The organism is uncultured Sphingomonas sp., from assembly GCF_913774285.1.
Lineage (GTDB): Bacteria > Pseudomonadota > Alphaproteobacteria > Sphingomonadales > Sphingomonadaceae > Sphingomonas.
Map to the genome: position 1 here is coordinate 26527 of NZ_CAJYHX010000032.1, position 22397 is coordinate 48923.

The 22397-nt window shown below is 67.5% G+C and carries 16 protein-coding genes; 3 read left to right on the forward strand and 13 right to left on the reverse strand.

The features are described from left to right. Positions 1-130: 130 nt before the first annotated feature. Genes QZ670_RS18025 through QZ670_RS18045 form a run of 5 tightly spaced genes read right to left on the reverse strand, consistent with a single transcriptional unit; the run spans position 131 to position 7202 of the window. The gene (locus QZ670_RS18025; RefSeq protein WP_294258044.1) at positions 131-1156 is read right to left on the reverse strand and encodes a cupin-like domain-containing protein; all 1026 of its coding nucleotides are present in this window, start codon (positions 1154-1156) and stop codon (positions 131-133) included. Beyond that, a complete protein-coding gene (locus QZ670_RS18030; protein ID WP_294258047.1) occupies positions 1153-2685 on the reverse strand; it encodes a tryptophan halogenase family protein in 1533 nt (510 codons plus the stop codon). The genes QZ670_RS18025 and QZ670_RS18030 overlap by 4 nt, the downstream gene beginning before the upstream one ends. Then, positions 2682-4274 (reverse strand): tryptophan halogenase family protein, encoded by a 1593-nt coding sequence (locus QZ670_RS18035; protein ID WP_294258050.1) that lies wholly within the window; start codon positions 4272-4274, stop codon positions 2682-2684. The genes QZ670_RS18030 and QZ670_RS18035 overlap by 4 nt, the downstream gene beginning before the upstream one ends. Next, positions 4261-5691 (reverse strand): tryptophan 7-halogenase, encoded by a 1431-nt coding sequence (locus QZ670_RS18040; RefSeq protein ID WP_294258053.1) that lies wholly within the window; start codon positions 5689-5691, stop codon positions 4261-4263. The genes QZ670_RS18035 and QZ670_RS18040 overlap by 14 nt, the downstream gene beginning before the upstream one ends. Further along, the gene (locus QZ670_RS18045; protein ID WP_294258055.1) at positions 5688-7202 is read right to left on the reverse strand and encodes a tryptophan halogenase family protein; all 1515 of its coding nucleotides are present in this window, start codon (positions 7200-7202) and stop codon (positions 5688-5690) included. The genes QZ670_RS18040 and QZ670_RS18045 overlap by 4 nt, the downstream gene beginning before the upstream one ends. Positions 7203-7437: 235 nt before the next feature. On the opposite strand from QZ670_RS18045, the gene QZ670_RS18050 reads away from it, so the two are divergent. Then, positions 7438-10797, forward strand: a complete 3360-nt coding sequence (locus QZ670_RS18050) for a TonB-dependent receptor (protein WP_365894689.1) — start codon at positions 7438-7440, stop codon at positions 10795-10797. Between the two features lie 61 nt (positions 10798-10858). Here the strand turns inward: QZ670_RS18050 and QZ670_RS18055 are convergent, their stop codons facing one another. Genes QZ670_RS18055 through QZ670_RS18065 form a run of 3 tightly spaced genes read right to left on the reverse strand, consistent with a single transcriptional unit; the run spans position 10859 to position 13084 of the window. Further along, on the reverse strand, positions 10859-11815 hold the full coding sequence (locus QZ670_RS18055) for an alpha/beta hydrolase-fold protein (RefSeq protein WP_294258057.1): 957 nt from the start codon (positions 11813-11815) through the stop codon (positions 10859-10861). Continuing rightward, entirely contained in the window at positions 11812-12366 is a 555-nt protein-coding gene (locus QZ670_RS18060; protein WP_294258059.1) for a transcriptional regulator, read from the reverse strand. The genes QZ670_RS18055 and QZ670_RS18060 overlap by 4 nt, the downstream gene beginning before the upstream one ends. Before the next feature lie 49 nt (positions 12367-12415). Beyond that, the gene (locus tag QZ670_RS18065) at positions 12416-13084 is read right to left on the reverse strand and encodes a class I SAM-dependent methyltransferase (RefSeq protein WP_294258061.1); all 669 of its coding nucleotides are present in this window, start codon (positions 13082-13084) and stop codon (positions 12416-12418) included. Positions 13085-13178: 94 nt separating this feature from the next. Between QZ670_RS18065 and QZ670_RS18070 the strand changes: the two genes are divergently transcribed. Beyond that, entirely contained in the window at positions 13179-13817 is a 639-nt protein-coding gene (locus QZ670_RS18070; RefSeq protein WP_294258063.1) for a TetR family transcriptional regulator, read from the forward strand. Between the two features lie 10 nt (positions 13818-13827). After that, a complete protein-coding gene (locus QZ670_RS18075) occupies positions 13828-14259 on the forward strand; it encodes a DUF1810 domain-containing protein (protein ID WP_294258065.1) in 432 nt (143 codons plus the stop codon). Here QZ670_RS18075 and QZ670_RS18080 read toward each other — a convergent pair. From QZ670_RS18080 to tkt, 5 genes are read right to left on the reverse strand one after another with little or no spacing between them, the layout of a single operon-like run. Then, complete coding sequence (locus QZ670_RS18080) at positions 14256-15065, reverse strand: Cof-type HAD-IIB family hydrolase (RefSeq protein ID WP_294258067.1); 810 nt, start codon at positions 15063-15065, stop codon at positions 14256-14258. The two genes, QZ670_RS18075 and QZ670_RS18080, sit on opposite strands and share 4 nt — an antisense overlap. Next, positions 15062-16495: a glucose-6-phosphate dehydrogenase gene (gene zwf / locus QZ670_RS18085; RefSeq protein ID WP_294258069.1), complete on the reverse strand. Its 1434-nt coding sequence runs from the start codon at positions 16493-16495 to the stop codon at positions 15062-15064. Before zwf ends, QZ670_RS18080 begins: the two co-directional genes overlap by 4 nt. Next, the gene (gene gnd / locus QZ670_RS18090; RefSeq protein WP_365894697.1) at positions 16492-17505 is read right to left on the reverse strand and encodes a phosphogluconate dehydrogenase (NAD(+)-dependent, decarboxylating); all 1014 of its coding nucleotides are present in this window, start codon (positions 17503-17505) and stop codon (positions 16492-16494) included. The genes zwf and gnd overlap by 4 nt, the downstream gene beginning before the upstream one ends. Continuing rightward, positions 17502-20306 carry a bifunctional transaldolase/phosoglucose isomerase gene (locus tag QZ670_RS18095; RefSeq protein WP_294258073.1) on the reverse strand — a complete coding sequence of 935 codons (2805 nt, stop codon included), beginning with the start codon at positions 20304-20306 and terminating at the stop codon, positions 17502-17504. The genes gnd and QZ670_RS18095 overlap by 4 nt, the downstream gene beginning before the upstream one ends. Further along, positions 20303-22378, reverse strand: coding sequence for a transketolase (tkt, locus tag QZ670_RS18100; protein ID WP_294258075.1), 2076 nt, complete (start codon positions 22376-22378; stop codon positions 20303-20305). Before tkt ends, QZ670_RS18095 begins: the two co-directional genes overlap by 4 nt. Positions 22379-22397 lie beyond the last annotated feature (19 nt).

Below are 22397 nucleotides of genomic sequence, written 5' to 3' on the forward strand. Positions count from 1 at the left end.
TGTTCGTTCTGCATCTGTTGGTGACATGTCGTCGCGGTCGCAGCGACGTTGTGCTAGATATTCAAGCGCATTTAGGGTCTGCGGACGACAATTGGGCGTCCGTGGCGGTTCTACGCTCGAGCGCTTGCGGTCACCGTTGGGCCTCCAGCGCGCGGCGCAGCGTATCGCGAGCGCGCTCGACCTGCTCCGGCGTCGGCGCCCCGAGAACACCGCGTATCGCTTCGGGAATATGCGCGGCAGGGTCGCCGTGGAGCTGGAACACGAGGTGGTCGAACATCGCGCGCCAGGCCAGCCGCTGGTCCTCGGGCAGCAGCCGCAGCGAATGGAGCGCGTGATACAGCGCGTCGTGTGGGTTCAGGATGGTGGGCTGCGGGTGGGTCCACCAGTAATTGGCGAACAGGTTGACCGGATCCAGCGAGTCGACGGCGTGCCACCAGAGAAACGGTATGTAGATTGCGTCGCCCGGCTCCAGTATCGCTGCCTGTGCATGTCGTGCGGCTTCGGCATAACGGGGGAAACGCGCAAGATCGGGCGCGGCAATATCGACGAAGCTGGTCGGCGTCCCTGCCGGGGTGAATTCAAGCGGCCCCATATAGAGGTTCGAGACCTGATCGGGCGGGAACAGCGTGAAGCGTCGCCGGCCGGCGACGACAATGCCGATATTCTCCATCAGGTCGTAATGCGGCGCGACGCGCAACTGGTTGCCGAGCCAGAGCCGCGGAACCACTGCATCGCCGACCAGGGTGATCGCGTTCTCCGCGGTGAAGCCGGGAAGCAGCTCGGGTGCGAGGATCGACTGGATCGCCATCGCATAGCCGGTGGGGCGTTCCAGTTCGCGCAGCAACCGGTCCAGGAACGGATCGAGCGGCGACAGGCCGCGGACGAAGTTCATGCCGGTGAAATCGTCGTTGTAGAAGAACCGGCCCGCGATCGCGGGTTCGCCGACGATCGCATTCACCGCGCCGTCATGGCTGAAGCGCTTGCAATAGGCGACGATCCCCTCGGCTCCCTCGCATCCGGCACGCACCGCCGGCCAATCGGCGGCGAGGCCGCGCAGCACCACCGGCTCGCGCGCGGGACGAATCTCGGCATCGAAGCGGGCGCGGTCGATCGGGCCCAGTTCGCGCAGCGCGCGCGGTGCGGGCAGGTCGGTCATGATGCTCGCCGTGCGGGTGTCAGGTCGCAACCGATGCGGCGGAGGTAATCGTCCTGCAAGGGCATGGTGTCGGCCGTTTCGTCAATCACTTGCGCGATGTGGTTGAGGCGTTCGAGCGTCTCCGTATCGGATAGCAGATCGGCTACCGGATGATAGCGTTCGGGCATGATTCCCTGGCCGGTCATCACCGCGAGCCAGCTTGCTTCCTGGAACAGCTCGCGCTGCTCGCGGAAGATGCGGCCGTTGCGGCGGAACAGCGCGATGCGCTCGGCGAGGCTGTCGGGCGGCGCCATGTCGCGGCAACGGCGCCAGAAGGCGCTGTCCTCGCGCTCGGTGGCCTTGTAGTGCAGGATCAGGAAGTCGCGGATGTCGGCATATTCCTGCGCGGTCTCGCGGTTGAAGCGGTCGATCTCGGGCGCATCGAAGCCGCGGCTCGGAAACAGCGCCATCAACCGGCCGATGCCCGATTGAATCAGGTGGATGCTGGTCGATTCGAGCGGCTCGAGAAAGCCGCCGGCAAGGCCAAGTGCCACGACATTGCCGATCCAGGCGCGGTCGCGGTGCCCGGCGCGGAAACGCAGCGCGCGCGGCTCTGCCAGCGCGGGCCCATCCAGGTTCGCAAGCAGCGTCGCCGTCGCTTCGTCGTCGGACAGATGCGCGCCGGCATAGACATAGCCGTTGCCGGTGCGGTGCTGGAGCGGGATGCGCCATTGCCAGCCTGCCGGTCTCGCTGTCGCTCGGGTGAGTGGCAGGCGGTCGCCGCCCGGCGCGCAGGGCACCGCCACGGCGCGGTCGCAAGGCAGCCAATGGGCCCAGTCGCAGAACCTGGCGCCCATCGTCTGCTCGATCAGCAGCCCCCGAAAGCCCGAACAATCGACGAAGAGGTCGCCCGCGATCTCGGCCCCCGATTCGAGCCGGACGGCGGCAACATGGCCGGTCTCGCCATCGCGGCGAGCTTCGACGATGCGGCCCTCGGTGCGATGCACGCCCAGCCCCTCGGCGAGCCGCCGAAGGAAGGCGGCATAGAGGCCCGCATCGAACTGGAAGGCATAGCCGAGCCGGGCGAGCGGCGAATTGGGTTGGTCCGGCCTCGGATGTGCGAAACGCCCGCGCCGGGCCGCGGCGATGCCGATCGAATAGGCGTCGAGCGGCCTCCTATCGCCCAATGCCCGCGCCTTGAGCCAGAAATGGTGGAACTCCACCCCCAGCATGTCGAGGCCGAAGACGCCGAAGGGGTGGACATAGCGGGTGCCGATCCGCTGCCAGTCGACGAATTCGATGCCCAGCTTGTAGGTGGCGCTGGTCTCGCGGACGAACGCCGCTTCGTCGATGCCGAGCATCCGGTTGAACAGGTTGATATGCGGAATCGTCGCCTCGCCGACGCCGACAGTGCCGATCGCATCGGACTCAACGAGCTCGATCTGCAATCCCGGCAGGGCGCCGACCAGCTTGCCGAGCGCGGCTGCGGCCATCCAGCCCGCGGTGCCGCCGCCGACGATCACGATCCGCCGGATCCGATCGTCTCTCACACCGGCGATCCGGGTGCGGCGAAGGGCGCGTCCTGCGCGAAGGAGAAGACCGGCAGCGGCTCGGCGGCAGGCGGCGGGGGCGGGGCCTGCTGGGGCGCGATGCGCGCGAGGAATTCGGCATGGGTCGGCATCTTCTGCGCCGTCTCCCAATAGCCTTGGCGCATCTGCTCCAGCGCCTGCGCGACGAGGTTCTCGTCGAGCGCGTCGGCGGCGGGCTCGTGCTCGCGCGGGACGATGTGCTGGCCCAGGCACACGGCGACCCAGCTGGTGTTGGTGAACAGCTCGGTGCCTTCACGGAACAGCCGCCCCTTGCTCTGGAACAGCGCGATCCTGGTCGCGAGGCTTTCGGGGATGTCCATCGTCCGCACCCGGTTCCAGAAGGGCGTGTCGGTGCGGGTCGTCGCCTTGTAGTGGAGGATGATGAAGTCGCGAATATCCTCGTAGAGGTCGCGCATCTGGCGGTTATATTCCTGCCGCTCGATCGGATCGAAGCGCTTGTCAGGGAAGAGCGCGATCAGCCGGGCGATGCCGCTCTGGATCAGGTGGATGCTGGTCGATTCGAGCGGCTCGAGGAAGCCGCTCGACAGGCCGAGCGCGACGACGTTGCGCGACCAGCTCTCGCGCCGGCGCCCCGTGGTGAAGCGCAGCCGCCGCGGATCGGCAAGGGCCGGCCCCTCCAGCGACGCCATCAGCTGCTGCTCGGCGGTGTCGTCGTCGAGAAATTCGCTGCAATAGACATGGCCGTTGCCCATCCGGTGCTGGAGCGGGATGCGCCATTGCCAGCCGGCTTCCCGCGCGGTGGAACGGGTGAAGGGATCGGGATCGCGGACATTGGCACAGGGCACCGCCACCGCGCGGTCGCAGGGCAGCCAGTGGCGCCAGTCCTCATAGCCCGTCTGCAGCGCCTCCTCGATCAGCAGGCCGCGGAAACCCGAGCAGTCGATGAACAGATCGCCCGCCACGGTGCGTCCGTCCGCCAGCGTCACCGACTGGACGAAGCCGTCGTCAGGCCGCAGCGTCACGTCGCTGATCTTGCCTTCGATGCGGATGATGCCGCGCGCTTCCGCCAGCTGGCGCAGCAGCTGAGCGTAGAGACCGGCGTCGAAGTGGAAGGCGTAGAACAGCTCGCGCACGGGGGTCTGCGCGGTAGGCGAGGGGCGGCCGAACTTGCCCATCAACGCCGCCACCGCGCTCATCGACCATTCGGCGATGTCCGGCATCGCCCGCCGCGCCCGCTCGCGCAGATAGAGCTGGTGGAAATGCACCCCCTGCAGATCCTGCGCGTAGTTGCCGAAGGGATGGAAATAGCGCTCGCCCAAGCCACCCCAGTCGACGAACTCGATGCCCAGCTTGAAGGTGCCGCCGGTCGCCGCGAGAAACGCGTTCTCGTCCAGCCCGATCATCTGGTTGAAGCGCAAGATCGGCGGGATCGTCGCCTCGCCGACGCCGACCGTGCCGATCTCGTCGGATTCGATCAGGGTAATGCGGGTATAGCCGTTGTTGAGAAAGCGGGAAAACGCCGCGGCGGCCATCCAGCCGGCGGTACCGCCGCCGACGATGACGACGTCGCGGATACTATGCTCGTTCATGCAAATGCCTCGATTGCGCGGCACGGAAGGCGGCGAGGGTGGGGAGGGGCGCGACCGCCTGGGCGATCCGGTTGCGATAGCGCGCCATGGCATCGGCGGCGCGCGCGGGCGGCACGGCATCGGCAAGCGGATCGATCCGGCGCGGCAGCACGCCCTGGCCGAACAGCACCGACAGCCAGCCGTCGCGGTCGAAGGTCTCTTCCTCGTAGAAGGGCAGGCGGCCGCGTTCGCGGAACAGGCGGAGTGTATGGCCAAGCGAGTCGGGCAGCTCGACGCTGGCGACGTCGTGCCAGAACGTGCCGCTGCGCCGCGCCGTGACATAGTGGAGCAGCACGAAATCGCGCACCCGTCGCGCTTCAGCGAGCGCCTGGCGATTATACTCGGCCGCCTCGAGTGGATGCGGGACGCCGGCCGGCAGCATCGCGATCAGCCGGTCGATCGCGCTGTGCGCGAGATGGAGATTGCTCCATTCGAGCGGCTCGATCGTCACCGCCGCATCGCCGATCGCGACGACATTGTGCCGCCAGGGCTCGAGCGCCGCGCCGGCTGCGAAGCCGATCGCGGCATCGTCGCGATGGCTGTGCGCGGCGCTGTAGACGGCGCCCTGCTGGGTCGCGCTGGCCCAGCGCCAGCCCTGCGCGGTGGCGGTCACGCATTCCATTGGGGCGGGGTCGTCGTCCGGAGCCGCGTCCTCCAGCACCAGCCGGTCGCAGGCGAGCCATCGCTGCCAGCTTTCGCGAATGCTTCCCAGCCGCCCGTGCAGCACGGCGGCGGGGCCGCTGCAGTCGCAGTACAGATCCGCTTGCACGCGCATGCCGTCGGCAAGCACCACACCCGCCACGCTGCCATCGAGCGCGCGCTCGACCGTCGTCAGATCGCCGTCCAGCGTGCGGACGCCGACATGCCGCGCGAACGCCTTGAGCATGGCGAGATAGCGGGGCAGATCGAGGGTGAGGCCGAAACCGTGCCCGCCCAGAATGCCGTCGGCCGCCGGCAGCACGAAGCGTCCGGCCCGTGCCATGGCCGCGGCAGGCGAGAAAGCGTCGAGCGGCGCGACGACGTCGTCCCGTGCCGCACGCGCCCAGAGATGGTGGAAGGACACACCGTCGATGCTCTCGCCATGCGGCCCATGCGCATGCACATAGTCCGGCAGGCCTTCCACCCAGTCGCGGTAGAGCGTGCCGAGCCGGTAGACGCTGCCGGTGCGCACCACGCCGTCGCCAATGCCGATGCCGAGATCGGCGTGGAAGCCGAGGATCGAGGGGAGGGTGGTGGCGATCCGATCCGCCAGCGCGTCCCTGGGGGGCGCGAGCGGCAGGATCGACACGGCCAGCGTCGGTACCCGGCGCTTGAGCGCGGCGGCGGCGGACCAGCCGGTCAGCCCCCCGCCGACGACCAGAACATGGGTGAGGCTCATGCCGCCGCCGCCATCGCGCAATAGCGGTCGATATAGCGCAGATGCTCGGGCACCCGCGCCACCGTGGCGGTGATTTCGGCTTCCAGCGCGCGCATCCCCTGCAGCAGCGCGGTCGCATCGGCAGCGTCCGCGCGGGGATCATAGCCTTGGGGCAGGATGCCCTGGCCGACATAGACGGCGATCCAGCTCGCATCGAGGAACACGCCCTCGCGATACTTCACCACCCGACCGGCGCGGCGGAACAGCTCGATCTTCTCCGCCAGACTGTCCGGCACCGTCATGGTGCGGACATAGTTCCAGAATTCCGTGTCGGTGCGGATGGTGGCATGATAGTGGAGGATCAGGAAGTCGCGGATGCGATCATATTCCAGGTCGATCAGCCGGTTGAACTCGTCGCGCTCGATGGGCGCGTCCGCGGCTTCGGGGAACAGCTCGATAAGCGCGGTAATCGCCTGCTGGACCAGATAGATGCTGGTCGACTCGAGCGGCTCCAGAAAGCCGCTGGCGAGACCGATCGCGATGCAATTCTTTACCCAGCTTCGCCGTCGCCGCCCGGCCCGGAAGCGCAGCACGCGGGGATCGGCGAGCGCCGCGCCCTCCACCGCGCTGGTCAGCGCCTGCGCCGCCGCCGCGTCCGAGGTGAACGCGCTGGCATAGACATAGCCATTGCCTGTGCGATGCTGCAGCGGGATGCGCCAGCGCCACCCCGCGGGCATCGCGATGGCGCTGGTATAGGGTGTGACCGAGGTCGCGGTGCGGCAGGGCATCGCGACCGCGCGATCGGCGGGGAGCCAGTGGTTCCAGTCCTCGAACGGCTCCGCCAGCGCCTCGCCGAGCAGCAACGAACGGAAACCCGAGCAGTCTACGAACAGATCGCCCTCGATCACCTGGCCGTCGTCCAGCCGCAGGGCGGTGATGTTCCCGCTCGCGCCGTCGCGCAGCACCTCGACCACCTTGCCTTCGCTGCGGACCGCGCCCAGCCCCTCGGCGATGCTGCGCAGATAGGGCGCGAACAGCAGCGCGTCGAACTGATAGGCATAGCCATAGGTGGAGGCGAGTTGCGCAGGATCTGCCGCGGGCAGGTCGAACCGGTTCTCGCGGGCGAGCATGCAGCCATAGGAGAAATTCTCGAGCGGCGGCACGTCCACACCTGCCAGCCGCAGCCGCGTCCAATAATGGTGGAAGTCGATCTCGCCCGTGCCGCGGCCGAACGTGCCGAACGGATGGACATAGCTGTCGCCGATCTTTCCCCAATCGCGAAATTCGATACCCAATTTGAACGTACCGCGCGTCCATGCCATGAAATCGGCCTCGCGGATCCCGAGCTTTTCGATGAACCCGCGGATGTGCGGCAGGGTCGCTTCCCCGACGCCGATCACCCCGATCGCTTCGGATTCGATCAGGTGGACGCAGCAACGTTCCGGCAACAAACGGGCGAGCGCCGCAGCCGTCATCCAGCCCGACGTCCCCCCTCCCACGATCACGACGCGTAGACTCGGCTGCCCGGCCATCGCTCCACCCTCTCCCGGTTTTGCGCGATTACCAGCATTTTCCGCCGATCTGTCAAACGTTCCTTCGGCCGTGCCCCGGCCAACCGGTAACCAAGCGTTGCATCCGGGTTACAGTCTTTGCGAAAACATTTCCGTTGATGGTAGCGGTAGCATTGCCAAGCGCATGGCGATCTGTTGTAACTCACCGACAACATTGTCGTGGCCAACGAGCCACCAAGAATCGGAGGAGGGGATAATGCGGTCGTCATCGCGCGCGCGTCTGCGCAACATCAACAAAATCGGATCTTTCCTGCGGGGTGCGTCGGTCACCGCGCTGTGCGTTGCGGGGATGATGGGCGCCGCCCATGCCCAAACGGCGTCGGACGATTCGCAAGCGGGCGCGACGCAGGTCGACGGGGCGCAGCAGGACCAGATCGTCGTCACCGGCATCCGCGCCAGCCTCGCCACCGCCCAGTCGATCAAGCGCAATTCGGACACGGTGGTCGACGCTATCACCTCGCAGGACATCGGCTCGCTGCCCGACCGCTCGGTCACCGAAGCGCTGCAGCGCGTGCCCGGCGTGTCGATCAATCGTTTCGCCGGCTCGAACGACCCGGATCACTTCTCGGTCGAAGGCTCGGGCGTCGCGGTGCGCGGCCTCACCTTCGTCCGCTCGGAATTCAACGGCCGCACCGCATTTGCGGCCGGCGTCGGCGGTCAGGCACTGAACTTCGCCGACGTGCCGTCCGAACTGCTCGGCTCGGTGATCGTCGCCAAAAACACGACGGCGGACATGATCGAGGGCGGCCTTGCCGGCACGGTCAACCTCAACACCCGCAAGCCGTTCGATCGCACCGGGCTGCATGCCGCCATGAGCCTCGAGGCCAATTATGGCGACATGCGCAAGAAGTGGACGCCGACGATCTCGGGGCTGATCTCCAACACCTGGGATACCGGCATCGGCCGCTTCGGCCTGCTCGCCAGCGGCGCCTTCTCGCAGATCAAGAGCCGGTCGGACGGCATCCAGGTCGCCAACTACCAGACGCGCGACAACACGCTGGTCAATGCGGCGAATACGAACGGCACGCTCGTCTGCCGCAATCCGCTGCCCTCGTCGACCGACACGACCAGGCTTCCCGCCGCCAATGCGCCCTGCGGCACCGCCAGCGGCGCTGGCGCGGATGGATTCGCCGATTTCGCCCGCTCGCGGGTGGCGCCTGCGGGCGGCCAGTTCCGCACCCAGGAATTCAACCGCAAGCGCGACGGCATGTCGCTGGCGGCGCAGTTCGAATCGATCGATCATCGGACGACGCTGACCGCAGAATATGTCCGCTCGCACACGACGCAGGAGTGGAGCGAATACACGTTCGAGACCGCGCCGGATCTCGCCGAATACACCACCTATCCAAAGGGCTGCCTGCAGAACTCGAACGGCCCGAACACCATTCCGGCCGATGGCAGCGCAGGTTCGGCAACCTCGCGCGCCGAGTGCCCGGTCGGCCAGTTCAAGGACTTCGCCTACGACGCCAACGGGCTGTTCCAGTCGGGCTATATCGTCAACACCAGCAATGGCTGGCGCGGCGATCCGAGCACGTCGCCCTATGTGCCGATCGGCGGCCTCCAGCAGTCGCTGGCACGGCGCCAGTCGCGCGAGGAGACGCTCAACCAGGACTGGAGCTTGCGGCTCAAGACCGACCTGACCGATCGCCTGACGGTGACGCTCGACGGCCAGGTCGCCAAGTCGCACCGCCAGCAGCTCGACTTCTCGGTGTTCGGCTCGAGCTTCGCCGACCAGGAGCTCGACATTTCGGGCAAGATCCCGTCGGTGACGCCGCACAAGCCGCAATATCTCGGCTATAACTGGTCGACCCCGAACGCCGCGCTCGCGAGCGCGACCGATGCGCAATATTTCAACGACCCCCGCTTCCAGTTCTGGCGGGCGGCGATGGACCATTTCGAGGACAGCACCGGCACGCAATATGCGTTCCAGGGCGATGTGGAATACAAGTTCGACGAGGATTCCTTCCTTCGCCGGGTGAAGTTCGGCGCGCGCTACCAGGACCGCGATCAGACCGTCCGCTACTCCACCTATAACTGGGGCATGCTGAGCGAGACCTGGTCGGGCTCGCGGCCGGTCAACTTCTCGGACACGCCGGCGAGCATGGCGACTCGCTACAACTTCCCGAACTTCTTCCGCGGCCAGACCGCGGGCCCGCCGGGCGCCTTCTATTATGGCGGCGACATGATCCGCGGCTATGACCAGGCGGTGAAGGACTTCCAGGCGGTCCAGGCGATCGCCACCGGCCTCGGCGCGTCGCCGACCTGGGTTCCCGCCTCCGGACGCGCACGCGCGGTCGCGGGCACGCCTTATCTTCCGTCGGAAATCCAGCCGGTCAGCCAGCTGGACACGGCCGCCTATGGCATGGCGAGCTTCGGTTCGGACACGCTGTTCGGCACGGTGCGCTTCTCGGGCAATGTCGGCCTGCGCTGGGTACGCAGCAATGTCCGCTCGGAAGGCCGGATCGGCGTGCCGAGCCAGGCGGAGCTGAACATCCTCGAACCCTATGCGACCCGCTGCGCCCTGACAGTGCCGCCAAACGCCCCGCCGGGCACCCAGCCGCAGCCGCAGGGCGGCGTCTGCACGCTCGGGCCGACGGGCTATGCGCAGCTGCAGCAGTTCGCCGGCGCCGGCTTCGACAATTTCGATGCCGCCAAGACCAGCTACAGCTATCTTCTGCCCAGCGTGAACCTCAAGTTCGGGCTTTCGGATACGCTACTTCTGCGTCTGGCGGGCTCGAAGGTGCTGACTCGGCCCGACAATGCGAACATCCGCAACTTCCTGAGCATCGGCCTGGGCACCAGCGGCGAGCTGACCGCGACGACGGGCAACCCCTATCTGCGTCCGGCGACCGCCTGGCAGTTCGACGCCAGCCTGGAATGGTATTTCGCCAGCGTCGGCTCGCTGACGCTGAACGGCTTCTACAAGGCGATCGACGGCTTCTTCTATCAGAAGGTGACCAACCGCTCGCTGACCAGCAATGGCGTGACCAAGGACGTGTTCGTCCGCGGACCTGCCAATTATGAAGGTACCGGCAAGATCAAGGGCTTCGAGCTCGCCTATCAGCAGACTTATGAATTCCTGCCCGGTCCGCTCAAGGGGCTCGGCATCTCGGCCAACTACACGTTCATCGACAGCTCGGGCCTGCCCAACAGCTTCCTGAATGGGGGTTCGCCGTCGAACGTCTCGACGGTGACGCCGTCGGGCAACCTGCCGCTTGAGCAATTGTCGAAGCACAATGTGAACGCAGCGGTGTTCTACGAACGCAGCGGCATCTCGGTGCGCGCGGCCTATAATTGGCGCTCGCGCTTCCTGCTGACCGCATCGGACGTGATCTTCCCCTATTTCTCGATCTTCAACGAGCCGGTGGGGACGCTCGACGCATCCCTGTTCGTCAACTTGACCAAGGACGTCAAGATCGGCGTGCAGGGGGTGAACCTGACGAACACGATCACCAAGACGACCCAGGCCTATACCGGCGACCCGAAGGACCTGGCACCACGCTCCTACTTCATGAACGATCGTCGCTTCTCGTTCATCCTGCGCGGCAGTTTCTGAGGATAAGAGGGGCTCGGCGACCGCCGGGCCCCTCCGACCCGTCTGCACGGCGGGCAGGTGCTTACTTGGCGGGTGCTTCCGCCGACGGATAGCCCCAGATCCAGCGCAACACTTCCGGCAGCAACGCGCCGCCTTCCGCATCCGAATGCCCGCCCGCGGTCCAGGCATGGCGGATCTCGTAGCGCGGTCCCGGCCGTCTTTCGGCTTCGGCATGCGCATTTGCCCATTCGAGGCTCTTGAGCATCTGCTGGTTGGCGAGGAACCAGTTGCCGTGCTCGTTGTCGAGATCCTCGCGGCCGTCCTGCAGGAACACCCGCAGCGGCCGGATCGGGCTCTTTCGGATCAACCCCGGATAGATATCGCCGCCATAGCGGATCGGTGTGCCGTCCGCGCCGAGGGTGAGGCCGATCGAGGTGTAGCTGCCGATGCAGCTGATGACGTTGCCGAACGCCTCGGGATGGCGCCACGCCAGGGTCCAGGAGGCAATCGCGCCGCTGGAGGTGCCGCCAACCGCGCGCCGCTTCGGATCGGCCGAGAAGCGCCAGCGCCGCGCCACTGCAGGGAGCAGCTCGTCCAGCGTCATCCGCGCATAAGCATCGGACAATGAGTCATATTCCTCGACCCGGTGGTCGGGGTTCTGCATGCCGAGCGTGTCGGGATAGTGTGCCGAGCGATTGCCGGGAGTGACGAATACGCCGAGCGTCGCCGGGATGGCGCCCTGCGCGATCAGCGCATCCAACACCGCCGGCACCTTGAGCGCGCCATTGGGGTTGGTCGCGCGCTGGCCATCCTGGAAGAGCAGCAGATTGGGCGGCCGCGCGGGATCATAGCCGGCCGGGACATAGACCCAGTAGCGCCGCACCGTGCCGGGATAGACGCGGGATTGCAGCTCGAACGGCCCCTCCAGGCGGCCGCGGAGCGGCGCGGCGGCGGTCGCTTGCGGCGACTTGGTGATCGCGGGCGCTGCCACTGCCATCAACGCGCCGGCGAGGAGGAGGAGGAGGGGCGAACGGATCATGTTTTGTCTCCCGCGAGATGCGCGGCCGCAGCCGCCCGTACGGCAAGCCAGCGATTGCGCTCTTCCTCCGCATCGGCGAGCGCCCGATGGGCAGGCGGCGCGCGATCCCGCATGTCGGCATGGACCAGCAGATCCTCGATCGTGGCGTCGAGCAGCGCCGGCGGCACCTGGCCGTCCAGCACGGCGCGCGCCGCCTCGCGCCACGCCGCCTCGGTATCGCGCAGCCGCAGGCTGTGGCGCGGCAGCCCGGCGGCGCGGAGCAACGTGCTCAGCCATTTGCCGTCCCAGCTGGGCGCGCTGGCCAGCAGATCATGGCCGATCAGCACTTCGACCATCCGCCGCGCCACCGCCTCGTGCGGCTCCCCTTCCGCGAGCAAGGTCGCGCGGGGGATGTGGTGGATCGCCTCGGCGGCAGGGTCCCAGTCGTTCCAGTCGGGGGCGGGGCGAATGAGATGCGCCTCGGAGCGGCCGTCCTCGAAGACCCACGCCACTTCGATCGGGTAGCTGCGCTTGCCCAGCGACGAGGCCTCGAAGTCCAGAAATACCAGCATGGCCGCGATAACGACAGCGAAGCGCCTCGACTTCAAGGATTTTCGTCGCTCAGCGAAGCCGGATCGACAGCTCCACCTCGTCATTGAACGGCATCGACATATAGCCGCCCGCGACATTGCCGACCCGTTCGAGATAGTCGGGGCAATGATCGACATTGTCGGCGATCAGGATCGCGCCTTGGCGGAGACGCGGCTCCAGCAGGTCGAGAATGTCGGCATACAGCGCCTTGGCGCCGTCGAGCAGCACCAGGTCGATCGTTTCCGGCAGGTTGGCGGCCAGCGTCTGCAGCGCGTCGCCTGCGCGGAAATCGACTAGGTCGGCGAGCCCGGCTTCGGCGAGGTTCGCCTTGGCGCGGTCGATCTTCGAGGGTTCGAATTCGGTCGCGATCACCCGCCCGCCGCCATTGTCGCGCAGTGCCGCGGCGAGGTGCAGCGTCGAGATCCCGAACGAGGTGCCGAATTCGACGATGGTGCGCGCGTTCGTCGCACGGCCCAGCATGTAGAGCAGGGTGCCGACGGCCGGTGAGACGGGGAGGGCAAAATCGCCGAGCCGGCTGTAGAGGGCGACATAGTCGGTCTTGCTGCGCAGCAGGCGGCGCTGCTCCTCGCCGCTGATGCCGGCAAAGGCGGACGCGAGTGCCGGCGGGTTCGCCTCGGCTTCGGCAAACAGGCGTGCGAGCAGGGGCGCCACGGGGGCGCTGGAAAGCGTGGTCGTCATGGGGATGTGCTCCGGTGACCGGCGGGAACTTGCCGGCACCCGCAAAATACGACTAATCCGTCAGCTTCGCCTATTCGCATTGCCGAGGATCCGCATGGCCGCCGCCCGAACCCCGCCGATTCACGCGCGAAAAAGCCCGAAACAGCAGCGTGCGACCCAGCTGATCGAGGCGGTGCTCGAAGCCGCTGTTCAGGTTTTGACGACCGAGGGCGCGCAGCGTTTCACCACCGCCCGAGTCGCCGAGCGGGCGGGGGTGAGCGTCGGCTCGCTCTACCAATATTTCCCCAACAAGGCGGCGATCCTGTTCCGGCTGCAGGCGGACGAATGGCGTCGTACCACCGCGCTGCTCTCGGGAATCCTCGAGCAACGGGACGTGCCGCCACCGACGCGGCTGCGGCGGCTGGTCCACGCCTTTGTCCGCTCGGAATGCGAGGAGGCGGCGATTCGCACCGCGCTGGCGGACGCCGCGCCGCTCTATCGCGACGCGCCCGAAGCGGTGACGGCAAAGGGGGAGGCGGCGCGGATCTACCATGCGTTCGTCGAGGAAGCGCTGCCCGACGTGCCCGAAGCCGCGCGTCACTTGGCGGGCGACCTGATCAAGATGACGCTCGGCCAGGTCGGCGCCAGCTTCTCCGCCACGCCGCGCAGCGAGGCGGAGATCCTCACCTGGTCGGACGCGATGGCCGATATGTTCCTCGCATATCTGAGCGCGTTAGGCGGCGAAACCGATTAAGGTGACCGCGATGACCGACCCTCACGACCTCGACCGATTCGTCGCCGCGCAGGACGGCAGCTACGAAACCGCCCTCGCCGAAATCCGCCGCGGTGCGAAGCGCAGCCACTGGATGTGGTACGTCTTCCCGCAGATTGCGGGGCTGGGCCGGAGCGCGATGGCGCAGCGCTACGCCATTGCGTCGCTGGCAGAAGCGCGGGCCTATCTGGAGCATCCGCTGCTCGGGTCCCGGCTGCGCGACTGCGTGTCGGCGCTGCAGGACCTGACGAGCGGGACCGCGGAATCCGTGTTCGGCGAGATCGACGCGATCAAGCTGCGCTCGTCGCTGACGCTGTTCGAAGCCGCCGGTGCGGGGCCGCTGTTCGCCGCCGCGCTGGACCGCTGGTTCGGCGGCACCCGCGATCCGGCGACGCTGGCGATCCTCGAACGGGACGCCGGCTAAGCGTCCAGCAGCGGCAGCAGGATCGTATCGATTGCCTGCGCCACCCCGTCCGCATCGCTGGCGCCGGTGACGTGCATCGCCGCCCGCCGCACGTCGTCGGGCGCCTGCCCCATCGCGATCGACAGTCCGGCCCGCCGGAACATCGGCAGGTCGTTATACTGGTCGCCGATCACCGCGACGTCCTCGAGCGCAATGCCGAGCGTCGCCGCCAGCGCGGCGATGCCATCCCCCTTGTTGGCGGTGGGGGCGGTGACGTCGAGATAATATGGCTGGGAGCGTGCGACTTCGGCCCCGTCGCCCAGCGCAGACGCCACCTCTGCCTCCAGCGCGGCGAGCATGTCATGGTGCGAGGAGACGGCGACGATCTTGTCTACCGCGTCGAGCAGCGGCGTGAAGTCGGTGCAGACGACCGGATCCTGCGCGGAGGTGACGCACTCGCGCGGGGTGTAGTGGTCGTCGAGCCGGTCGGCATACCATTGGCCCTTGGCGAAGACCCAGCGGATCACGTCGGGCCGCGCGATCATGTCCAGCGTCCGGGCGGCCACCGGAGCGTCGAGATGCGTCGCCGACAGCACCGTGCCGTCGCGCTGCACGATCGTTCCGCCGTTGAACGCCCCGATCGGGGTGGTGAGGCCCAGCCGCTCGGCGATCCACAGCAGCCCGCTCGGCGGACGTGCGCTGATGATCGATACCGGCACGCCCGCCGCGACGAGGTGCTGCACCGCCGCCACGACCGGTGCGCCGAGAGTCTTGTCGGGGCGCACCAGCGTGCCGTCGACATCGGAGAGGAACAGGCGCAGGTTCATGTGATGTCGTGCCACTTGCGGCCGTCGCGTGCGAGCAGCGCGTCGGCGGATTGGGGGCCGGTGCTGCCGGCCGGATAGTCGTCGGGTTCGCCACTGCGCCAGGCATCGAGCAGCGGCTGCACCGCGCGCCAGCCGCCTTCGATCTGGTCGGCGCGCTGGAACAGGCTCTGGTCGCCGATCAGCACGTCGTAGAGCAGCGTTTCATAGCCGGTGCGATGGCCGAGATCGAAGGCATCGGCATAGGCGAAGGCAAGGCTCGCCGGCACCATCTTCACCAGCGGACCCGGCTCCTTCACCGCCATTTCCATGGTCAGCGCTTCGTTCGGCTGGATCTGGAGGATCAGGCGGTTGGGCGGCAATTCGCTGTTCGGCGTGTTGCGGAACAGCGTGCGCGGCACCTCGCGGAAGTGGATCACGATCTCGGTGTCGCGCGCGGTCATTGCCTTCCCAGTGCGGAGATAGAAGGGCACGCCGTGCCAGCGCCAGGTCTCCACCGCGACCTTCAATGCAACATAGGTCTCGGTCCGGCTGTCCGCGGCGACGTCGGGCGTGTCGCGATAGGCCGGCACCGCCTTGCCGCCGGCCTCCCCCGCCAGATACCGGCCGCGCACCGCGTCCTCGGGCGGGATCGGGGTGACGGCCGCGATCACCTTTGCCTTCTCGCTGCGCACCGCCTCGGCGTCGAAGCTGTTGGGCGGCTCCATCGCGACCAGTGCGAGCAGCTGGAACAGATGGTTGGGCACCATGTCGCGCAGCGCGCCGGTCTCGTCGTAGAATTTGCCGCGGGTGCCGACGGACACCGTCTCGGCCGCGGTGATCTCGACATGGTCGACATAGCGGTTGTTCCACACCGCCTCGGTCAGCGCGTTGCCGAAGCGGGCGACGGTGATGTTCTGCACCGTTTCCTTGCCGAGGAAATGGTCGATCCGGTAGATCTGCGTCTCCTCGGCATGGGAGAGCAGCCGGGCGTTGAGCGCCTGGGCCGATTCCAGATCGGTCCCGAACGGCTTCTCGACGACAAGCCGGCGGAAGCCGTCCGCTTCGTCGAGCAGCCCGCTGGTACCGAGCTTCTCGCCGATCGGCCCGAAGAAGCTCGGCGCGGTGGCGAGGTAGAAGACCGCATTTCCCTGCAGCTGCGCCTTCAGCGTGTCGTACAGTGCATCATCGCCGAAATCGCCGCGCAGATAGGTGATGCGCTGCTCCCAGCGGCGCCACGCCGCCTCGTCCCCTTCGACGAAGCTCTTCAGCTTCTCGCGCAGCCCTGCATCATCGCTCTCGCCATGGCTGATGCCGAGCAGCGTGGTCTCGCCGTCGAGCAGCCCGTCGCGCTCGAGATGGACGAGCGCCGGCATCAGCAGGCGACTGGCGAGATCGCCCATCGCGCCGAAGATCACCAGCGTCGCGGCGGGCGCCCGCGGCGCTTCGCTCATTGCGGCATCTCGACATGCCCGCCGAAGCCGAAGCGCATCGCCGAGAGCAACTTGTCGCCAAAGGTGTGCTCGGTACGGCTGCGATAGCGGGCGAACAGCGCAGCGGAGAGGACATAGGCGGGCACCGCCTCCTCCATCGCCGCGTCGATGGTCCACTGGCCCTCGCCCGAATCCGCGACCTGGCCGCTATAGGCGTCGAGCGCCTGGTCCTTGGCGAGCGCCGAGGCGGAAAGATCGAGCAGCCAGGAGGAGATCACCGAGCCCCGCCGCCATACCTCGGCGATGTCAGTCAGGTTGAGGTCGAAGCGCTGGTCCTCGGGCAGCTTCTCCGAGGCCTTGCTCTTCAGCACGTCGAAGCCCTCGGCATAGGCCTGCATCAGCCCATATTCGATGCCGTTGTGCACCATCTTCACGAAATGGCCCGAACCCGCGTCGCCGCAATGGATATAGCCCTTCTCGGCGCGCGGATCGCAGCCCTCGCGCTCCATCCGTTCGGGGGTGCGGGGAATGGTGCCGATTCCGGGCGCCAACGCGTCGAAGATGGGGTCGAGCAGGTCGACGGCTTCCTTGGCGCCGCCGATCATCATGCAGAAGCCCCGCTGCAGCCCCCACACGCCGCCCGAGGTGCCGACATCGACATAATGGAGCCCGCGCTCGGCGGCGGCCTTGGCGCGGCGGATGTCGTCCTTGTAGAAGCTGTTGCCGCCGTCGATGATGATGTCGCCCGGCTCCGCGGCGCCCAGCAGCGCCTCGACGGTGCTTTCGGTCGGCGCGCCGGCGGGCAGCATCACCCAGAAGATCCGCGGCGCCGCCAGCTTGGCGACCACGTCTTCCAGCGAGCTGGCGGGCGTTGCGCCATCCCTGGCGATCGCTTCCACGGCTTCGGTGCTACGGTCATAGCCCACGATTTCATGGCCATGCTCCATCAGCCGGCGTGCGATCCCCGCACCCATGCGGCCGAGGCCGATCATCGCAAGACGCATCCGCGCTGTTCCTTTCTTCGAGTTCAGAGAGCCGCGAGCACGGCTGATTGCAAAGCTTGTATCCCGCCGCCACCATGCTTCAAATGGACGCGCAGCACCCGGCGGCCCCGCTCGGCGAGGACATCGGTGTCGCCGCGCGCCTGGGCGATCTGGACGGTCCCGAAGCTGGCCTTGCGGTCGGGCACGGCAAGGTCCGGATCGGGTTCGCGGGTGATGGTGAGGAAGACGCCGCCCGCTGGTCCGCCCTTATAGGCCTGGCCTGTCGAGTGCAGGAAGCGCGGGCCGAAGCCGGCGACGGTCGCGACCCGCTTCGTATCGCGCACCGCGACGCGCATCGCGGTCAGCGCTGCGGTGTCGGCGTCATTGCGCTCGATATAGGCAAGGAAGCCGGCATAGTCGCCAGTCACCAGCGCGCCGAAATGATCGGCGAGCAGGCTGGCCGGGCTGCCGGAGAGCGACTGGCCCTTGCTCGCATAGAGCGCGAAATCCGCATTCTCGGCAATCGGCTGTTCGGGATCGAGCGTGCCCGAGGCTTCATAGGCATCGACCAGCTTGCGAGTCGCGATCTTGGCGTCCTCGACATCGGGCTGGTCGAACGGATCGATGCCGATCACCGCGCCGGCGATTGCCGTTGCGACTTCCCAGCGGAAGAACTCCTGCCCGATCAGCCGCGGGGTATCGAGGGTGATGCGCACCACCGGGTGGCCGGCCGCGGCGAGCGCGTCGAGCTTTGCGGAATCCGCACCGCCGCCCGCGCCCGCCAGCGCGAACTGCACGAAGACGCGGTCGTTGCCGTACGATTCCGGCGGGCCGAGCGGTTCGAGGTCGACGGGCACGATGCCCTTGCCCTGCTTGCCGGTGGATTCGGCCAGCAACTGCTCGAGCCAGGCGCCGAGCGGCGTTAGCGGCGGTTCGGCGAGGATGGTCAGCTTGTCGCGGCCGGCCTTGGCGGCCTCGCCGAGCAGCACGCCTAGGCGGATGCCCGGGTTGGCGGCTGGAGGTACGTCCTCGCCGCAGGAGAAGACCATCGGCCGGGTTGCCTCGAAGAAGCCGGCCACATCGAGGCCCATCGCCGCGGCGGGGACCATGCCGAACACCGACAGCACGGAGTAGCGGCCGCCGATCGCGGGGTCGCCCGGGAAGGTGGCGAGGAAGCCGTCGGCCTTTGCGGTGGCTTCGAGCTTGGAGCCGGGATCGGTCACCGCAACGAAATGCTCGCCCTTTCGTCCGCTCGCCTCAAAAAAATAGGCGCGCAGCAGCTCGGGCTCGAGCGTCGAGCCGGACTTGGACGAGACGATGAACAGCGTTTCGGCAGGATCTGTCTGCGCCTGCACGGCGGCAATCTGGCCGGGATCGGTGGTGTCGAGCACGTGCAGTTTGGGGCTGCCCGAGGCATTGCCGAGGATCTGCGCCAGCACCTCCGGCCCGAGGCTCGACCCGCCCATGCCGAGCAGCACGACGTTCTTGAAGGGCCGGGCCTTGTCGGCGAAGTGCTGGAGCGCGGCCATGTCGACCTGCTCGCCGCGCGCGGCAGGAAGCCAGCCAAGCCATTTGGCTTCGTCGCCGTTCGTCCACAGGGTGGCGTCGCCTGCCCAAAGCCGGCGCGACCAGGCGTCCGCACGGGCGGTGGCTAGCCGGTCTTCGACGGCCTTTTCCAGCGCTTCCGGCAGCTGCGCCGCGAAGCCGTTCAGCCGCTTGCCGAGATGCGCGGTGCGCTTGGCGGCGACCGCGCCGAGCAGCGCATCGGCGGCATCGCCGAACTGCTGCACGCCGTCGAGCACCAGCGCGCGGGTGATGTCGTCGAGGCCGAGGCCCAGCCGGTCGGCTTCCGCCAGCACGTGGCGGGCTTCGTCCAGGCCGTCGGTCAGCGTCTCGGCGACGGTGCCATGGTCGCGGAACGCGTCCATCGTCTTGGGCGGCATGGTGTTGACCGTGTCCGGGCCGATCAGCGTGTCGATATAGAGCGTGTCGGGATAGGCGGGGTCCTTCACGCCGGTCGACGCCCAGAGCAGCCGCTGCGGCATCGCGCCCTTGGCAGCGAGCGCCTGCCAGCGCGGGCTGGCGATCATCTCCCGATACCAGGCATAGGCCAGCTTGGCATTGGCGATCGCGACCTTGCCGCGCAGTGCCTTGAGCGCCTCGCTTTCGGGATCGCCCTCGGCCACCCGCGCGTCGATTTTCTTATCGATCTGGATATCGATCCGGCTGACGAAGAAACTGGCAACGCTCGCGATCCGGTCGATCGGCTGCCCTGCGGCTACCCGCGCTTCCAGCCCCGCGAGATACGCTTCGGCCACCGCCTGGTAGCTCTCCTGCGAGAACAGCAGCGTGACGTTGATGTTGATCCCGTCCTCGATTAGCTGGCGGATCGCCGGGGCGCCGGCCTCGGTGCCGGGGACCTTCACCATCAGATTGGGCTCTTCGACATGAGCCCAAAGCCGACGCGCTTCCTCGATCGTCGTCTGGGTGCCGTTGGCGAGATAGGGCGAGACTTCGAGGCTGACATAGCCGTCGCGGCCGCCCAGCCGATCATAGACCGGGCGCAGATCGGCGGCGGCCGCCTTGATGTCGGCGATCGCCTGGCTCTCGTACACGTCGGCGACACTGGCGTCGCCGGTGCCGAGGAAGCGCGTGAAGCCCTCGTCATAGGCCTCGCCGTGGCCCATCGCCTTTTCGAAGATCGACGGGTTCGAGGTGACGCCGGTCAGGCCGTCCTGCTCGATCAGCGTGCGCAGGCCGCCGTCGCGCAGGAAGCTGCGGTCGACGAAATCGAGCCACGCGGCCTGGCCGGCGTCGTGGAGCTGCTTGAGCTTGCTGTCGGCGCTCATTTGGCCTGTCCCAGCACGTCGCGTGCGACCTTCACCACATTGTCGACGGTGAAGCCGTATTTTTCCTGCAGCTTGGCGAGCGGGGCCGAGGCGCCGAAGGTCGACATGGTAATCGTGGCGCCGTGGCTGGTGACATAACGATCCCAGCCCATCGATCCGGCCTGCTCCACCGCGACCCGCGCCATCACGTCCGGCGGCAGCACGGACTCGCGATAGGCGCGGTCCTGCTTCTCGAACAGATACCAGCTGGGCAGCGACACGACACGCGAGCGCACGCCCTCGGCAGTCAGCCGCTCATGCGCCTCGACCACCATCGGCAGCTCGGAGCCGGTGCCGATCAGGATCACTTCGGGCGTGCCGCCCTCGGCATCGGCGAGCACATAGCCGCCGCGTTCCAGCCCGTCGGCCGAGGCATATTTGCTGCGGTCGAGGGTCGGGATCGCCTGGCGTGAGAGGATCAGCGCGGTCGGCTCATGGCTGTGCTCGAGCGCCACCTTCCAGGCGACCGCGACTTCGTTGGCGTCGCCGGGGCGGATCGTGTCGAGGCCGGGGATCGCACGCAGCGTGGCGAGATGCTCGATCGGCTGGTGGGTCGGCCCGTCCTCGCCGACGCCGATGGAATCGTGGGTGAAGACGAACACCACCGGCAGCTCCATGATCGCGGCGAGGCGGATCGGCGCGCGCATGTAATCGGCGAACACGAGGAAGGTCGCGGTGTAGGGGCGCAGATAGCTCAGCGCCATGCCGTTGGCGATCGAGCCCATCGCGTGTTCGCGCACGCCGAAATGCAGGTTCTTGCCGCCATAGTTGTTGGCTTCGAACGAGTCCGCACCCTTGATGTCGGTCTTGGTCGAGGGCGAAAGGTCCGCCGCGCCGCCGAGCAGGGCGGGGAGGTGCGGGGCGACCGCGTTGATCACCTTGCCGCTGCTGTCGCGCGAGGCGAGGCCCTTGGCATCAGCGTCGAAGTGGGGAATCGCCTGTTGCCAGCCATTGTGCAGCTTGCCGCGGCGGAGCTCGTCGATCTCGGCGGCTTCCTGCGGGAAGGCTTCGCGGTAGCGGGCGAACAGCTGCTCCCAGGCTTCGCGCGCCGGCTTGCCGCGATCGGCGACGGCAGCGCCGAAGCGCTCGGCCACGCCCTCGGGCACCAGGAACTGCGCATCCTCGGGCCAGCCATAGGCCTTCTTCGTCGCGCGGACATTGTCCTCGCCCAGCGCTTCGCCATGCGCCTTCTCGCTGCCGGCGCGGGGCGAGCCCCAGCCGATCACGGAGTGGACGATAATGAAGGTCGGCGCGTCGCTGGTCGCGCGGAAGGTGGCGATCGCTTCGGCCAGCGCCGCGGTATCGTTGGCGTCGTCGACATGGAGGACGTTCCAGCCATAGGCTTGGAAGCGCTGGCCGACATCCTCGTCAAAGGCGAGATCGGTGCTGCCCTCGATCGAGATATGGTTGCTGTCGTAGATCCAGCAGAGATTGGAGAGCTTGAGGTGCCCCGCGATCGAGGCGGCCTCGCCCGAGACGCCTTCCATCATGTCGCCGTCGCCGCACAGGACATAGACGTCATGGTCGAACAGGTCGAAGTCGTCGCGGTTGTAGCGGGCAGCCAGCGCGCGCTCGGCGATCGCCATGCCCACCGAATTGCCGCAGCCCTGGCCGAGCGGACCGGTGGTGGTCTCGACGCCGGTGGTCATGCGGTATTCGGGGTGGCCGGGCGTCTTGGAGGAGAGCTGGCGGAACTGCTTGATGTCGTCTAGGCTCACCGCCGGCTTGCCGGTCGGCTGCCCATCGGCATCGATCTCGCGCACGCCGGCAAGGTGCAGAACCGAATAGAGCAGCATCGAGGCATGGCCGACCGAGAGGACGAACCGGTCGCGATTGGGCCAGTCGGGCGCGGCGGGATCGTAGCGGAGGAACTGGCTCCACAGCGTGTGCACCACCGGCGCGAGCGCCATCGGCGTACCGGGATGGCCGCTGTTCGCCTTCTGCACCGCGTCCATGCTGAGCGTGCGGATGGTGTCGATCGCCAGGCGATCGGGCGAGCCGTCTTCGTGGGTGTTCTGGTCGAGGTCGGACATGGATCAGGCAACTCCGTTC